Origin of the sequence: Mesorhizobium sp. WSM4976 (genome assembly GCF_029625685.1) — a bacterium.
Classification (GTDB): Bacteria; Pseudomonadota; Alphaproteobacteria; order Rhizobiales; family Rhizobiaceae; genus Mesorhizobium.
In genome coordinates this window covers 1-14,731 of sequence record NZ_JARTVT010000040.1, presented here as the reverse complement: position 1 = coordinate 14,731, position 14,731 = coordinate 1, and the positions used below count along the sequence as shown (strand labels likewise).

General features: G+C 62.7%; 12 protein-coding genes and 2 tRNA genes. 4 read left to right on the top strand and 10 right to left on the bottom strand.

All coding sequences use genetic code 11. The features are described from left to right. Positions 1-16: 16 nt before the first annotated feature. Positions 17-1,246, bottom strand: a complete 1,230-nt coding sequence (locus P9272_RS32535; RefSeq protein ID WP_278164089.1) for a deoxyguanosinetriphosphate triphosphohydrolase — start codon at positions 1,244-1,246, stop codon at positions 17-19. Positions 1,247-1,316: 70 nt separating this feature from the next. On the opposite strand from P9272_RS32535, the gene erpA reads away from it, so the two are divergent. From erpA to P9272_RS32520, 3 genes are all read left to right on the top strand, one after another. Next, positions 1,317-1,664 carry an iron-sulfur cluster insertion protein ErpA gene (gene erpA / locus P9272_RS32530; RefSeq protein ID WP_278164087.1) on the top strand — a complete coding sequence of 116 codons (348 nt, stop codon included), beginning with the start codon at positions 1,317-1,319 and terminating at the stop codon, positions 1,662-1,664. 162 nt (positions 1,665-1,826) lie between these two features. Beyond that, the gene (gene xth, locus P9272_RS32525; RefSeq protein WP_128257448.1) at positions 1,827-2,621 is read left to right on the top strand and encodes an exodeoxyribonuclease III; all 795 of its coding nucleotides are present in this window, start codon (positions 1,827-1,829) and stop codon (positions 2,619-2,621) included. Between the two features lie 65 nt (positions 2,622-2,686). Then, positions 2,687-2,980, top strand: a complete 294-nt coding sequence (locus tag P9272_RS32520; RefSeq protein ID WP_278164084.1) for a hypothetical protein — start codon at positions 2,687-2,689, stop codon at positions 2,978-2,980. A gap of 42 nt (positions 2,981-3,022) precedes the next feature. Here P9272_RS32520 and P9272_RS32515 read toward each other — a convergent pair whose 3' ends face one another. The 9 genes from P9272_RS32515 to P9272_RS32475 all read right to left on the bottom strand — a co-directional run bounded on the left by P9272_RS32515 (position 3,023) and on the right by P9272_RS32475 (position 14,358). Continuing rightward, positions 3,023-3,850: a tetratricopeptide repeat protein gene (locus tag P9272_RS32515; RefSeq protein ID WP_128257450.1), complete on the bottom strand. Its 828-nt coding sequence runs from the start codon at positions 3,848-3,850 to the stop codon at positions 3,023-3,025. Further along, the gene (gene ilvD, locus P9272_RS32510) at positions 3,837-5,561 is read right to left on the bottom strand and encodes a dihydroxy-acid dehydratase (protein ID WP_278164081.1); all 1,725 of its coding nucleotides are present in this window, start codon (positions 5,559-5,561) and stop codon (positions 3,837-3,839) included. The genes P9272_RS32515 and ilvD overlap by 14 nt, the downstream gene beginning before the upstream one ends. A 275-nt stretch (positions 5,562-5,836) precedes the next feature. Then, the gene (locus P9272_RS32505; protein WP_278164079.1) at positions 5,837-7,078 is read right to left on the bottom strand and encodes an OmpP1/FadL family transporter; all 1,242 of its coding nucleotides are present in this window, start codon (positions 7,076-7,078) and stop codon (positions 5,837-5,839) included. 362 nt (positions 7,079-7,440) lie between these two features. Further along, positions 7,441-10,224, bottom strand: a complete 2,784-nt coding sequence (locus tag P9272_RS32500) for a valine--tRNA ligase (RefSeq protein ID WP_278164078.1) — start codon at positions 10,222-10,224, stop codon at positions 7,441-7,443. Positions 10,225-10,435: 211 nt separating this feature from the next. After that, complete coding sequence (locus P9272_RS32495; RefSeq protein WP_278164075.1) at positions 10,436-11,266, bottom strand: PopZ family protein; 831 nt, start codon at positions 11,264-11,266, stop codon at positions 10,436-10,438. Between the two features lie 246 nt (positions 11,267-11,512). Further along, positions 11,513-12,895, bottom strand: coding sequence for a TolC family outer membrane protein (locus P9272_RS32490; RefSeq protein WP_128257455.1), 1,383 nt, complete (start codon positions 12,893-12,895; stop codon positions 11,513-11,515). Between the two features lie 184 nt (positions 12,896-13,079). Next, positions 13,080-13,754, bottom strand: a complete 675-nt coding sequence (locus tag P9272_RS32485; protein ID WP_128257456.1) for a protein-L-isoaspartate O-methyltransferase — start codon at positions 13,752-13,754, stop codon at positions 13,080-13,082. Between the two features lie 93 nt (positions 13,755-13,847). After that, positions 13,848-13,921 (bottom strand) — tRNA-Cys (locus P9272_RS32480). A 176-nt stretch (positions 13,922-14,097) separates the two neighbouring features. Further along, entirely contained in the window at positions 14,098-14,358 is a 261-nt protein-coding gene (locus P9272_RS32475) for a hypothetical protein (protein WP_128257457.1), read from the bottom strand. 212 nt (positions 14,359-14,570) lie between these two features. Between P9272_RS32475 and P9272_RS32470 the strand changes: the two genes are divergently transcribed. After that, positions 14,571-14,645, top strand: a tRNA-Asn gene (locus tag P9272_RS32470). Positions 14,646-14,731: the final 86 nt, after the last annotated feature.

The window sequence follows — 14,731 nt, the reverse complement described above, 5'->3', positions numbered from 1 at the left end:
AAAATCGAGGCTCGCCCTAACTCAAATCGGGCGTATGGTCAAACAGACGCCGATGTTCCTTCAGCGCATAGGTGTCGGTCATGCCGGCCAGGAAGTCGGCGACGCTGCGCGCCTTGATGCGATCCTCGGCCCGGTCGAGCCCTTCGCGCCAGCCATCGGGCATGGCGCGAGGATCGGCGAAATAGACGTCGAACAACTCACGCACGATGCGCTCGGCATCGGCCCGCACACGCATCACTTCCGGGTGCCGGTAGAGATGCTTATAGAGGAAAGCCTTCAATTCCTTTTCGGCCGCCGCCATGGCTGCCGAAAACCTCACCAGGGTCTCCCCCGCAGCCCGCACCGCATCGGCGCTGTCCGGCTTGAGCCGCTCGATATTGGCGGTAGTCGATGCGATGACATCCTCGACCATCAAGGTGATCTGACGGCGCATCAGCTCATGGCCGGTGCGGACATCGTCGAGCTGGGGGTATTTCGCACGTACACCCGTCAGGATCGAGCCCGGGAGGCCGACCTCATCCAGCATGTCCAGCGTCAGCAGGCCCGCGCGCAGGCCGTCATCGATGTCGTGGGTGTTGTAGGCGATGTCGTCGGCAATCGCGGCGCACTGCGCCTCAATGCCAGCGAAACGGTCGAGCTCGAGATCGTGCAGCTCCGAATAATCGCGGATCGCCTGCGGCACCGGACCTTTGAGCCCCTTCCCGCTCGCGTCGGTCAGCGGCCCATTGTGCTTGACCAGTCCTTCAAGCGTTTCCCAGGTGAGGTTCAGCCCGTCGAATTCGGCATAGCGCCGCTCAAGCCGCGTGACGACGCGCAGCGACTGCGCATTGTGATCGAAGCCGCCCCAGGCGGCCATCTTCTCGTTGAGCGCGTCCTCGCCTGTATGCCCGAACGGCGTGTGGCCGAAATCATGCACAAGAGCCACGGCCTCGGCGAGGTCCTCATCGCCGCGCAATGCCCGCGCCAAGGCGCGGGCAATCTGCGCCACCTCGATCGAATGCGTCAGCCGAGTGCGGTAATGGTCGCCCTCATGCGCGACGAAGACCTGGGTCTTGTGCTTCAGCCGGCGGAAAGCGGTGGAATGGATGATGCGGTCGCGGTCGCGCTGGAACGGCGTGCGCGTCGGGCTTTCGGCCTCCGGGAACAGCCGCCCGCGCGAACGCGCCGGGTCGCTCGCATAGACGGCGCGCGGCCGATAGCCGAACCCGATGTCGCCGAGGGCATCCTTGCCCCGCTGCTCTTCCATTGACCCACCAGTTGACTTGGCCCTGCCCGCTTCATACCTATCATGTGAAATCGAAAGCAAGGTGACGCCGATGGGCGCGGATGCCGAGACTGCCATGAAGGTCGAAATGACCGACGCCGCGGCAAAGCGGATTTCCAGGATCGTTGCCGGCGAACCGGGCAAGACGGCTCTGCGCGTCTCCGTGGAAGGCGGCGGCTGCTCCGGCTTTTCCTACAAATTCGATCTCGTGGCAGGTGCGAACGATGACGATGTCGCCATCGAGAAGGATGGCGCGACCATCCTGATCGACGACCTGTCGCTGGTCTACATGGGCGGTTCGGTGATCGACTTCGTGGACGACCTGATGGGCCAGTCCTTCCAGATCAGGAACCCTAACGCGGTCGCCTCCTGCGGCTGCGGCACCAGCTTCTCCATCTGATCGGCTGCAAGTTCGCGAGCCTATTACCGGCGCAAACCGTCGGTGTATGGTCGTGACGCGCTTATTGGCAGGAATGCGAATGGACGGCCTTTCGAAAGGCCCGTACAGGCAATACGATCCGCGTCGTCGAACGCCTTCCGTCCGAACAGCATCGAGGCCTGCATGAAGATCGTCACCTGGAACATCAACGGCGTTCGCGCCCGCATCGGCAACCTAACCCATTGGCTGACCGAAAGCGCGCCGGACATCGTCTGTCTGCAGGAGATCAAGACGGTCGACGAGCAGTTCCCGCGCGCCGAGATCGAGGCGCTGGGCTACAATGTCGAGACCAACGGCCAGAAGAGCTTCAACGGCGTCGCGATCCTGTCGAAGCTTCCCTTCGACGAGGTCAATCGCGGCCTGCCGGGCGACGATGCCGACGACCATGCCCGATTCATCGAAGGCGTCTTTTCCACCGATCAGGGCGCCCTGCGCGTCGCTTCGCTTTATCTACCCAACGGTAATCCGATCGACGATGAGCGGAAGTTTTCCTACAAGCTCGCCTGGATGGCGCGGCTGGAGCGCTGGGCGGAAGAGCGGCTGCGCCTGGAAGAGGCGCTGGTGCTGGCCGGCGACTACAACGTCATTCCCGAGCCCGCCGATGCCCGCTTTCCCGAAAACTGGCTGGGCGACGCGCTGTTCCAGCCGCAGACGAGGCAGGCCTTCCGCCGGCTGAAGAATCTCGGCTTCACCGAGGCGGTGCGCTCCGTGACCGACTCGGCCGGCGTCTACACCTTCTGGGATTATCAGGCCGGCGCCTGGCAGAAGAACAACGGCATCCGCATCGACCATCTGCTGCTGTCGCCGGAAGCCGCCAACCGCTTCTCGTCGGCCTCGGTGGAAAAACACGTCCGCGCCTGGGAGAAGCCCTCCGACCACGTGCCGGTCGCGATCGAGCTCAGCCTGCAGCCGGCCTGAGACGCCGCCAAGACCCTGATATCGCCACAAATCCCGTCTTCTATGCAGGTTGTTGTGGGGGTTGAATGGCGATCCAATTTCTTTTCAGGCCGGTCGGCCTTGCCTTGGCGCTTGCCGCGCCGACGCCATCGTTCGCGGCACCGGCCTGTTTGGCCAACGGCAAGTCCTTCAATGTCGGCCAGACGGCGTGCCTGACACTCGAGGGCGAAAGCCACCTCGCCCGCTGCGACATGGTTCTCAACAACACGTCCTGGACCAGGATCAAGGACGAATGTTCGGGAGAAGCGCCCAAACCGCACCCGACGTCGATCTCGACCCCGGCGCACGGCCTGACGCCGACGGAGCCGACTGAAAACTAAAGCGCTGCGGGCCTCACCCCTCGAAGGGGGAGCATCCGACGCTTACTGGTCGCCGTTGTTGCCCTTGGTCAGGATGTCGTCGGCGAGCGAGATCGCGGTCCGGCGATCGGCCTCGCCGGCCGCGGCGAACGCCTCTTCCTGCATGCTGCGGATCCAGGGCTGGTCGGCTGCCGGAGCCCGCTGAAGCGCGGCCGTCATCATCGCCAGGCCGCGTACGATCTTGCCACTCTGGAACAGGAGATTGCCGAGCGTCGCCTGCGCGCCGGCGTGGCCCTTCTCGGCTGCCAGTTGCAGCCAGCGGCCGGCCTGCTTGACACTGGCCTTCACGCCGCCCTCGCCCTTGAGGAACATCCGGCCGATCTCGAACTGCGCATTCGGATTGCGGTAGTTGGCGGCGGCGCGCATGTAATATTCCTGCGCCGCGACGTCGTTCTCCTCGACCGGCGTGCCGGGAATGCCCTTGCGCAGATAGTCGCCGAGCGCCACCAGCGCGTCCGACACATAGCTTTCTTCCGGCGAGCCGGGCTCGACATCCTGGTCGACGATTTCCGAGAAGAACTTGAAGGCGGCATAGTCGTCCCGCGTCACGCCGTCGCCTTCGGCGTACATGCGCGCAAGCTTCCAGGTGGCGCCGATCTGACCGTTCTCGGCGGCGTATTTATAGGCCTCGACCGCCTGGTCCTTATGGCCGCTCTTGTAAGCAGAGAAGCCGAACTGGAAGACTGCCCACGGGCTCGACTGCGGCTTCACGCCGGTCTTGTCATCGAACACCTTGTCGTCAAAGGCCATGGCCTGCCCGACGGCGCCCAGGGTCGCAAGCGCGACCAGTGCCGAAAAGACAGACGACCTCAACACCTCAGATGTCCGCATAGCAGTGCGTTTCTTCTGCCCCACCCGGATGGGTCACCGCGCCGTCGCGGGCCGACCCTACCGTTTGCGCATATTTCCAGATCGCGCCGGACTGATAGTCGGTCTTGCGCGGCTTCCAATTCTTTGCCCGGGCCGCCAGCTCGGCGTCCGACAGGGCCACTTCGATCGTGCCTTTCACGGCATCGATCGAGATCACGTCGCCATCCTTGACGAGCCCGATCGGTCCGCCGACCGCCGCCTCCGGCCCGACATGGCCGATGCAGAAGCCGCGCGTGGCGCCGGAGAAGCGTCCGTCGGTGATCAGCGCCACCTTGCCGCCCATGCCCTGGCCGTAGAGCGCCGCCGTCGTCGACAGCATCTCGCGCATGCCCGGACCGCCGCGCGGCCCTTCGTAGCGGATGACGAGAACCTCGCCCTCTCGGTAGTTGCGCTGCGTGACCGCTTCGAAGCACTCCTCTTCCGAATCGAAGCAGCGCGCCGGCCCTGAGAATTTCAGTTCCGACATGCCCGCGACCTTCACAATCGCGCCTTCGGGGGCAAGGTTGCCCTTCAAGCCCACAACGCCGCCTGTCTTGGTGATCGGCCGATCGGCGGGACGCACAACATCCTGGCTCTCATTCCAGGAAACGTGCTCCATATTTTCGGCCAAAGTGCGGCCAGTGACTGTCATGCAGTCGCCATGCAGATAGCCATGGTCGAGCAGCGTCTTCATCAGGAGCGGAATGCCGCCGGCCTCGAACATGTCCTTGGCGACATATTTGCCGCCCGGCTTGAGGTCGGCGATATAGGGTGTCTTCTCGAAGATCGCGGCCACGTCGAACAGGTCGAACTTGATGCCCGCCTCATGAGCGATCGCCGGCAAATGCAGCGCCGCATTGGTCGAGCCGCCGGTGGCCGACACCACGGTCGCGGCGTTTTCCAGCGCCTTGCGGGTGACGATGTCGCGCGGCCGGATGTTTTTGGCGACCAGTTCCATGACCTTTTCGCCCGAGGCGAAATTGAAACGGTCGCGCATTTCGTAGGGCGCCGGCGCGCCGCAGGAATAGGGCAGCGCCAAACCGATCGCCTCTGCGACGGTGGCCATGGTGTTGGCGGTGAACTGGGCGCCGCAGGAACCGGCGGAAGGACAGGCCGCCTGCTCGATCTCCAGCAGTTCGGCATCGCTGATCGTGCCGACCGAATGCTGGCCGACGGCCTCGAAAACGTCCTGAACGGTGATCTGCCGGCCGCGATAGCTGCCGGGCAGGATCGACCCGCCATAGATGAAGATCGACGGCACATTGAGCCGCACCATCGCCATCATCATGCCGGGCAGCGACTTGTCGCAGCCGGCAAGGCCGACCAGGGCATCGTAGCAATGGCCGCGCATGGTGAGCTCGACCGAATCGGCGATCACCTCGCGCGAGACCAGCGACGACTTCATGCCTTGGTGGCCCATGGCGATGCCGTCCGTGACGGTGATGGTGCAGAACTCGCGCGGCGTGCCGTTGGCGGCAGCTACACCCTTCTTGACCACCTGCGCCTGCCGCATCAGCGAGATATTGCAGGGCGCCGCCTCGTTCCAGCAGCTCGCAACGCCCACCAAAGGCTGCGCGATCTCGGTCGCCGAAAGGCCCATGGCATAGAGATACGAGCGATGCGGCGCCCGCGCCGGACCTTCGGTCACGTAGCGGCTGGGCAGCTTGGCCTTCGAGATTACCCTGGTGTCCATACTCGTCCTTGCCGCACACCCCGCGGCCGGTCCCATCGCCGGGCCAACCTGGCACGCATCCCGAGACCTATCCGGGTTGCTCCGGGTTTATGGCGGGAAATGGGCAGTTCCCTTGACCTGACTTCTAACGCAGGGGTTGTTCATAAACTGTTGCCGAAACGTCACAATAGAACGAGGCCTGGTTGTGCAGCGAATCTGCAACATACGGCGGAAGGGCGAAGCCAAAGCAAAAAGGCCGGGCGATGCCCGGCCCTTTTCGATGAATTTTCAGAAACTTAGAACTTGATCTTGACGCCGCCAGAAATCGCCGTGATCAGATCGTTGCCGACGTCGTAGGTGGCATCTGTACCGGCTGTATATCCATTCGCGTCAGTAAGCGTTCCGGAATGGCCGCTCGTCATGACGCCGATGGCACCCGCCAAGCGAAGCTCAATATTTGGCCGGGGCGTGTAGGCAACACCGCCGCCGAGCGTCCAGGTATCGGTTTGGACGCCATAACCGTGCGAAGTACCGCGATCCCAACTAAGCTGGCCGGCAGCACTCCATTGATCATTGAACTTGTGACCTACGCCGCCCGAAACAGTCCAGCCGTCGCGATACATCAGGTCAAGAGAGGTAAGCCGGACCGGCGAGGGGGAAACCGATGTACACGCGGCCAAACCTTTGGTCTGCTCGGAACAGATCGGAACACTTTGCAGAGTGCTCCAGTTAACCCACTTAATCGAACCAAAGGCGAGCCAGCCGGGGGCGATACCCGACTGTAATTTCAATTCGACCGAGTCAGGCATATACTGCGTGGAGCCGTATATTGGAATCAAGCCCTGACCAATACTCGTTAGATCCAGCGTCCCTGAGATGTTATCGAGCTTGACCTTCGAATTGTAGACCAGGCTGGCGCGAAGCGCGATCTCAGGGATTTCGTAGGCAACGCCGGCGCGCCAGCCCCAGCCGCTTGCTTCGAGGTCGACACGGCCCATTGGTGACGGCCCGAATGGATTGAACCCCACCAGGCTTTCCTTGAAGCCCGAAATGTCCTGATAGAACACCCCGCCGATAAAACGGAGCTGGCCCTTACCGGCATCGAACTTGTATGAGCAGGTACCGGCGTAGTTATTGCTCTTGATATCCGTTTCGACATTCGAAAACGCGCCATTCCACGACGCGCCAGGGGCGGTGTGGGCGCCCCACGGCTGTGAATAGTCGACCATACAATCCACGCCTTGGACGACCTGAGCCTTCACGCCGATGCGCGGCACCCAGTAGGGTTCCGCTCCGTCCGCCGTGGAACTAAGAATAGTGAAGGTACCTTCCCGACCAGTCGCATTCTTATACTTGCGATCCGGCATCACATAGGTCGCTTCCGCCTCCGTTGCGACCGGCGCCGGATCGAACAGCAGGTCTATATCGTAGCCGCCGCGCTCCAGGCCACCGGCATGCGCGGGATGCATCACGGCTCCGACCATGGCGATCGAAAAGCACCCTGCCCCCAGCAGTGCTTTGAGACGCAAAATATTCATGGAAATCCCTCCCCGAAATACAAGTGGCTCAAGCTAGAACCAATTCGGGTTAACGACGCAACAACGTTTTAAAGAGCTGTACGCGTACACCTTGACAACACGTATTCTTGCCACGGTGACGGGCGCCGTAATCGGCGTCTAAATCGCGCCTACCGCGATCAAACAGCAGAAAAAGTGCGGAGAAAGGACCCAAAACAGGGCAAAAACAGCCGATTTTAGGGCTGAACGGCCCCATTGTTACATTATGGCCACAATAGGGCGCAAACTTTCCGTTTACGTCAAAATTAACGTAGCGGAACGCGCATTTTCGAGGCAGCTAACGTATCGGAAAGCACCTCCGCGCTGAGAGCGAATCTCGCCACTCAGCCGGCGTCGCGGACCCTGGTCAGAGCCACCGAAAGCTTCTCCTGCGCCTCGCGATATTCGGCGAGCTTCTCGCGCTCGGATTCGACCACCTCTTCCGGCGCGTTGGCGACGAACTTTTCGTTCGAGAGCTTCTTGTGCAGGCGCGCGATCTCCTCGGTCACCTTCGCCAGCTCCTTCTGCAGCCGCGCGGCCTCGGCCTGGAGGTCGATCAGGCTGCCGAGCGGCAGGCTCACCGTCGCTTCGTTGAGCACGATCTGGGCCGAGCCCTTGGGCGGCGCGTCGACCAACGCGATATCGCCGACGCGCGCCAGCCGCTTGATCGCTTGGGCGTGACGCTCCAGCCGCTCCTGCGTCAGCGTGTTGGCGCCGATCACCATCAGCGGCGCGATCGCGGCCGGCGGCACGTTCATTTCCGAACGCACCGAGCGGATGCCCGAGACCAGATCGACCAGCCAATTGATGTCGGCGGCGGCCTCCTCGTCTTCGAAATCGGGCGATGGCCAGGCGGCATGGCAAAGCAGCGAGGAGCGTTCCCTGCCCTCTCCAGCGGTCTGCGCCCACAGCTCCTCCGTCATGAACGGCATCATCGGATGCAGGAGCTTGTAGATCTCGTCGAGCACGAAGGCGACGCAGGCCCGGCTCTCGGCCTTGGCTGCCTCGTCCGTGCCCATGAACACCGGCTTCAACAGTTCCAGGTACCAGTCGCAGAACAGGTTCCAGACGAAGCGGTAGGCAGCAGTCGCCGCCTCGTTGAAACGATAGCTGGTGATGCCTTCGGTGACCCCGCGTGCCGCCCGTGTCAGCTCGGTCAGGATCCAGCGGTTGACCGGCAGCTTGGCGTCGTTCAGCCAAAAATCGTCGTTGCGCGCAACCTCGTTCATCTCGGCGAAACGCGTCGCGTTCCAGAGCTTGGTGCCGAAATTGCGATATCCGGCGATGCGCGCCGGATCGAGCTTCACGTCGCGCCCCTGAGCCGCCATCACGGTCAGCGTGAAGCGCAGCGCGTCAGCGCCGTACTCCTCGATCAGGTCGAGCGGATCGATGACGTTGCCTCTCGACTTCGACATCTTGGCGCCGTTCTTGTCGCGCACCAGCGCATGCACATAGACGGTGTGGAACGGTTCCTCGTCCATGAAGTGCAGGCCCATCATCATCATGCGGGCGACCCAGAAGAAGATGATGTCGAAGCCGGTCACCAGCACGTCAGTCTGGTAATAGGTCTTGAGCTCCGGGGTCCGGTCGGGCCAGCCGAGCGTCGAGAACGGCCACAGCGCCGACGAGAACCACGTGTCGAGCACGTCCTCGTCGCGGGTCAGGATCTCGCCCGGCTGAAAATTCTCGAGCTTATCCTCGACCCAGGCCTTCCACGGCCCTTCCAGCGCCAGGTAATATTCGACCGCCGCAGCCAAGGCCTCTTCCTCGGTCTTCTCGACGAAGACATGTCCGTCAGGCCCGTACCAAGCCGGGATCTGGTGGCCCCACCAGAGTTGGCGGGAAATGCACCAGGGCTGGATGTTCTCCATCCAGTCGAAATAGGTCTTTTCCCAGTTCTTCGGAACGAAGTTCGTGCGGCCCTCGCGCACCGAGGCGATCGCCGGCTTGGCGAGCTCAGCGGCGTTCACATACCATTGGTCGGTCAGGAACGGCTCGATCGGCACGCCGCCGCGATCGCCATGCGGCACGGTGTGCCGGTGCGGCTCGACCTTGTCGAGGAACCCGCCGGCCTGCATCAGTTCGACGACCATCTTGCGGGCAGCGATGCGGTCGAGCCCGTCGAGCTCGTCCCACACGGCCTGGCGCTCCGGCGTGACATCGAGACCGGCGAGGAAATCCTCATTGTCCTTGAGCTTGATGGCGGCTTCGACCGTCAGGATGTTGATCGCCGGCAGCTTGTGGCGCTTGCCGACCTCGAAGTCGTTGAAATCATGCGCCGGCGTGATCTTGACCGCGCCAGAGCCTTTCTCCGGATCGGAATACTCGTCCGCCACGATCGGTATCCTGCGGCCGACGATCGGCAGCACGACATTGCGGCCGACCAGATCGGTGAAACGCTCGTCATCCGGATGCACGGCCACTGCCGTGTCGCCGAGCATCGTCTCGGGGCGCGTCGTGGCGACAGTGATGAAGGTCTTCGGGTTTTCAGGGTCGAACGCTTCGCCTTCGACTGGATAGCGGAAGTGCCAGAGATTGCCGTTGACCTCGTGCTGCTCGACCTCGAGGTCGGAAATCGCGGTGAGCAGCTTCGGGTCCCAGTTCACAAGGCGCTTGTCCTTGTAGATGAGGCCTTCCTTGTAGAGCGTGACGAAGACTTCCAGCACGGCCTTGGACAGGCCTTCATCCATGGTGAAGCGTTCGCGCGACCAGTCGGCCGAGGCGCCGAGCCGCTTCAGCTGATTGAAGATCGCGCCGCCGGACTCGGCCTTCCACTCCCAGACCTTCTCGATGAACTGCTCGCGCGTGAGATCGCGGCGGTGGATCTGCTTTTCCATGAGCTGGCGCTCGACCACCATTTGCGTGGCGATGCCGGCGTGATCCATGCCGGGCTGCCAAAGCACGTTCTTGCCGCGCATGCGCTCGAACCGCACGAGAATGTCCTGCAGCGTGTTGTTGAGCGCATGCCCCATATGCAGCGATCCGGTGACGTTCGGCGGCGGGATCACGATGGTGAAGGCTTCCGCCCCTTCCTCCGCGCCGGCGCCGGCCCGGAAGGCGTCGGCCTCTTCCCAGATTTTGGCGATCTTCGGCTCGACGGTCTTGGCGTCGTAGGTCTTTTCAAGCATGGAGGAGGTCCGAACTGTCGGTAACAAGGGTCCGGTGTAAATCGGAAGGTCTTGGCCGAGTCAACCGCGAGAGCAGCAATCACTGCCACAGATAGGCCTGTCCTCGACCGGCGACAATCCCGGCCGGTCGGGCCAACGCGCGCTCACCTGAGAGCCTTGAACAAAAACACCGCCCGAAGCCGGCGCTTTTCAGCTTGCGTGTTGCGCCAGCCTACTGCGCGCCGCGCGCCACGCGCTCGATCTCTTCGCGCACCAACCTTTCGACCAGCGTCGGAAGGTTGTTGTCGAGCCAATCCTGCAGCATCGGCCGCAGCATCTCTTCGGCCATTTCATCGAAGCTCTTCTTGCCGCGGCTGGCAAAGGCATCGGACAGCTCGCCGAAGGCGGCGGCAACCTGCCTGCCCGTGTGCTCGGAAAGGATCGCGGGACGGGACGACTGGGCCTCAGGAGGGGAGGCCTGGGAAGCGCCGGCATGCGCGACGGCTTCGACCGCAGGCTCCTCCTTGTCGACCTCGACCCGCAGCGCGGCTTCAGGAGCCCGCACAGCCGGCTTCGCGGTGACCGTGCTGCCTCCGGCCGCCGCGATTTCCCGCCGCCAGTCGGCGACGATGGTCTCAGCGGTCTGCGGCGCATTTGCAGCGGCAGGCCTGTTCGCGGCTGCCGGCGCGCTCGGCTCGGCCGCGCGCCTGGCACCGGCCTCCGGCGGGGTAGTCGGCGCCGGCGCTTCCTTCACCGGCTCCGGGCGAGCCTCGGCGCGCGCAAGCACGGGATCGGTCGCTGCAAGCTGCGCCTGGACTTCCGCCAGCGTCGCCGGCCTGCGGGGGCCGGCCTCGGCATGCAATTCGGAACGAAAGGCATCGACCTCGACAGGGGGTACAGCAGCGGAGGCAATGTTGACGGCAGCGGGTTCCAGGTCCTGGCGCAGCTCACCGGCCTCGGCCGGCTGCTTGCGACCGGTGTCGCTGTCTTCGATGATCCTTCGGATGGAAGCCAGTATCTCTTCCATGGAAGGTTCGCGCTGCGCGCTGCTTGCCGTCGCCATCGTCACATCCGCCGCCCTTGTGACCAATTACGCAATTCCGTTCCTGCCGGGCCGGAATTCGAATCAATGGCAACAGCGTAACCGACCGATCGTCATCCGAGAATCCCCAATCTGGGGACTCTTTGGATTTCAACAGATTAGGAGATTTCAACAGATTAGCCGAAGCGCAACCCGGTCAGCTATCCGGAAAGACAAACGCCGCACATCCAATGGACGCGCGGCGTTAGCCGAAGCTTGGATCGGAAATCAGCGCCCGTCGGGCGTGCGCAGTCCCGTCCACTTGTCCTTGACGGCGTTGTAATGCTCTTCAGGCTTGTACTTGGTGACCGGCAGGCCAAGGCGATCGACCGACAAGCGGCCCATCGCCGACAGGATAGCATAGCTCGCCACCACCACGTCGCGCTCGGCGCTGGCCTGGTTGATCTTGGCGGTAATGACGGCGTTCTGCGCGTTCAGAACGTCGAGCGTGGTACGCTGGCCGACATTGCGCTCTTCGATGACGCCGTTGAGCGCCAGTTGCGCGGCATCGATGACCTGCCTGTTGGCATCCACGCTTTCGCGCGCGGCGACATATTGCGTCCATGCCGAGACCACGGCCTGGCGCACTTGGTCGCGGCTGACATCGACCTGGATGCGCGCCTCGCTGAGCGATTCCTTATGCTGCCGAACCAGTGCTTCAGTCCGCCCGCCCGAATAGATGGGAATGGTCAGCGTGGCGCCGATATTGGCTGAGGTCGACGAGCCGTTGGGATTGCTCAGACTTCCAGGAACCTGGTGACTATAATTGTCCGAAATGCCGGCGGAGGCCGAAAGCTGGGGCAACAGCGCACCTTCCGACGATTTCACCGAAAATGCCGCCGCGTCCACGAGGTGCTGGGTCGACAGGATGGCCGGATGCTCGGCCGACGCCACGGCCAAGGCGGAATCGAGGTTCCCCGGCAGCAGCTTGCCCAGCGGCGAGGCTCCCTTGAGATTGCCTGGCTCATCACCGACGATCTGGTGATAGGTGGCCGCACTTGCCAGCGCCGTAGCGCGGGCGGCGCTCAACTGCGCCACAGCCGTGGCGCGCGAGGCGTCGGCCTGGGCGACGTCGGTGCGGGTGCCTTCACCGACCTCGAAGCGCGAGCGGGCCGCGCGCGCCTGTTCGGTCAGGAACTGAAGGTTCTGCTGGGTCAGCGCGGCGACCTGACGGTCGCGAATCACGTCCATATAGGCGCTTGCCGCGTTGAACAGGATGTTCTCTTCGGTGTTGCGCAGGCTTTCGACTGAAGCTTTCACCTGCGCTTCGGCGGCGGCGACATTGTTCTTGGTCTGAAACCCGTCGAACAGCGTTTGGTTGATGACGATGCCGAAGCTGCCCGTCGTCAATCTCCTGCTGGTGCCGAACCCATGCGTGTTGGTGTAGTCGATGTTCGCAGAACCGTTGACGGTCGGGCGCCAGCCCGACTTGGCGATGGCGACGCCTTCATCGGTGACGCGCACGCCGGCGCGAGCAGCGTTGAGCTGCGAATTGTACTGGTAGGCTTTGGCGAGAGCGCCCGTAATGGTCTCGGCGGAGGCTGCCAACGGCGAAAGCGCCGTCGCGGAAACGAGAATAGCTGCTAAAACTCTTTTGTGTCGGGGCGGCACGTTATTTCCCTCATTCGTTCACATGGGAACCACGCCACGTCAGCCTACCCTTACGGATCGACCAGCGCCGCGTTGTCTATCGTTCCCCCGCTGATAGGCTCCCGATAACTCACGGTTAACCAATCAGCAACGACTGTCAGGCGCAAGCGATCATGACAGCGCCTTCGCTGCAAGGCAAAAACGCTCAGAATTCAAATGCGTGAGCACGTTCGAAGCCCGGTAGTGGCTTAATTGCCGCATTAAAGGCCCGTCTGCCGGTTACAACCCCCCCGGCCTTAAAAAACAGCCGGGCCACGCCAGAGTTGCCGCGCCCTTCGACTGCAACCAGGCGTCCACCTTCCCCGAGCTGGTAGAGCAACGCCTGCGGCACTTCCTCGACGCTGCCGCCGATGAAGATGACGTTGTAAGGCGCTTTAGCGGCATGACCCTGCGGCAACGGCCCAGTGACCACGATGACATTCTGGCAGCCGAGGCTGGAAAGCGTGGATTTTGCGGTCTCCGCCAACGCGGAATCGCTCTCCAATGCCACGACGGACCGCGCCAGCCTGGACAGCAATGCGGCGGAATAGCCGCTGCCGCAACCGACATCGAGCACCGAATCACTCGCGTCGATCTCGGCCAGTTGCAAAAGCTTGGCGAGCGGCGACGGCTCCATCAGGTAGCGTGCGCCGCCGCCATTAGCGCCGTCCGAGATGCGGATGTCTTCGTCGATATAGGCCAGATCCCGCTGCCCTGCGCCGACAAAGGCCTCGCGCGGGACGGTTAGCATCGCTTCGATCAGAGGCGCGCTGGTCACATCGGTGGTGCGGATCTGGCCGTCGACCATCTTCACGCGGCGTTCGGAAAAATCAGCGCTCATGTCCCAACAATCCGCTCCCCGCGCCAAATGCGCGGCTAAAACTTCAACCGGAACCCCCGCTCCGGCGCAGTTGCGCTGGAGTCCGCAAGCATCTGGAGGCCTCGCCCGGAATCGAACCGGGGTGCAAGGATTTGCAGTCCTCTGCGTAACCACTCCGCCACGAGGCCTCGCAATGCTCCCGGCGTTCCGAGCGAACTCATTATGTTGACGCTCAAGGGTCGTCAAGCGCCGGCGCGTCATTCCCGACGCTTTCGCATAGGGCGGCGAAAATGGTGATTACCAATCGGTTGTGACGGCTGGAGCATCGCTGTCGCTGATCCACCGGCGCGCCGCCGGGCTCTCCTCAGTCGGGTCGACGTCGACGTTCCCACCAGACGATGAAACGCCGCCGGTGGCGTCGGATCATCGCGAATTCATAGGAGAGCACCAGGAGACCGAGCGGAATCATCCAGAAGCCGAGAATCGGCAAAAAGCCCAGAAGCCCGCCAAAGGTAAGCAGCATGCCGATCGCGATTCGCCAGCCGCGCGAGCGCGGCATGGTGAACTCACGGCCGAAGATCGAGATCTTCCGCGCCGGGGCGTTGTCGTCGTCAGCTGCCGTCATTCAAAACCAAACCTATCCGCGGGCCAAACCATACCGAAAAAGGTGATAACCGGCCGCTTTGTTCCCAGCCGGTGTCAAGCCCTTCATATGTGGGCACGCCGGACGATGACACAAATAGCCGCATCAAAAACTGGAGAAAAATTGCGAATTGCTTCTTTGCAAAGCCGAAAGGTGTTTGCTATAGGCTGCGCCACTCACGTCAGAGCCTCCGTTCCCCGGTAGCTCAGTGGTAGAGCAACCGGCTGTTAACCGGTTGGTCGCTGGTTCGAATCCGGCCCGGGGAGCCAAGTTTTCCAGGTCCGTTCCGGACACATAGGTTACAGTTTATACCGGAGACATGGGTAACACTTTTGGCCCGAAGGGGTTGTGGAGT

Bases quoted from the DNA above. Each gene is read 5' to 3' on its own strand.
- P9272_RS32535 (WP_278164089.1), bottom strand. From the start codon at position 1,246: ATGGAAGAGCAGCGGGGCAAGGATGCCCTCGGCGACATCGGGTTCGGC.
- erpA (WP_278164087.1), top strand. From the start codon at position 1,317: ATGGGCGCGGATGCCGAGACTGCCATGAAGGTCGAAATGACCGACGCC.
- xth (WP_128257448.1), top strand. From the start codon at position 1,827: ATGAAGATCGTCACCTGGAACATCAACGGCGTTCGCGCCCGCATCGGC.
- P9272_RS32520 (WP_278164084.1), top strand. From the start codon at position 2,687: ATGGCGATCCAATTTCTTTTCAGGCCGGTCGGCCTTGCCTTGGCGCTT.
- P9272_RS32515 (WP_128257450.1), bottom strand. From the start codon at position 3,850: ATGCGGACATCTGAGGTGTTGAGGTCGTCTGTCTTTTCGGCACTGGTC.
- ilvD (WP_278164081.1), bottom strand. From the start codon at position 5,561: ATGGACACCAGGGTAATCTCGAAGGCCAAGCTGCCCAGCCGCTACGTG.
- P9272_RS32505 (WP_278164079.1), bottom strand. From the start codon at position 7,078: ATGAATATTTTGCGTCTCAAAGCACTGCTGGGGGCAGGGTGCTTTTCG.
- P9272_RS32500 (WP_278164078.1), bottom strand. From the start codon at position 10,224: ATGCTTGAAAAGACCTACGACGCCAAGACCGTCGAGCCGAAGATCGCC.
- P9272_RS32495 (WP_278164075.1), bottom strand. From the start codon at position 11,266: ATGGCGACGGCAAGCAGCGCGCAGCGCGAACCTTCCATGGAAGAGATA.
- P9272_RS32485 (WP_128257456.1), bottom strand. From the start codon at position 13,754: ATGAGCGCTGATTTTTCCGAACGCCGCGTGAAGATGGTCGACGGCCAG.
- P9272_RS32475 (WP_128257457.1), bottom strand. From the start codon at position 14,358: ATGACGGCAGCTGACGACGACAACGCCCCGGCGCGGAAGATCTCGATC.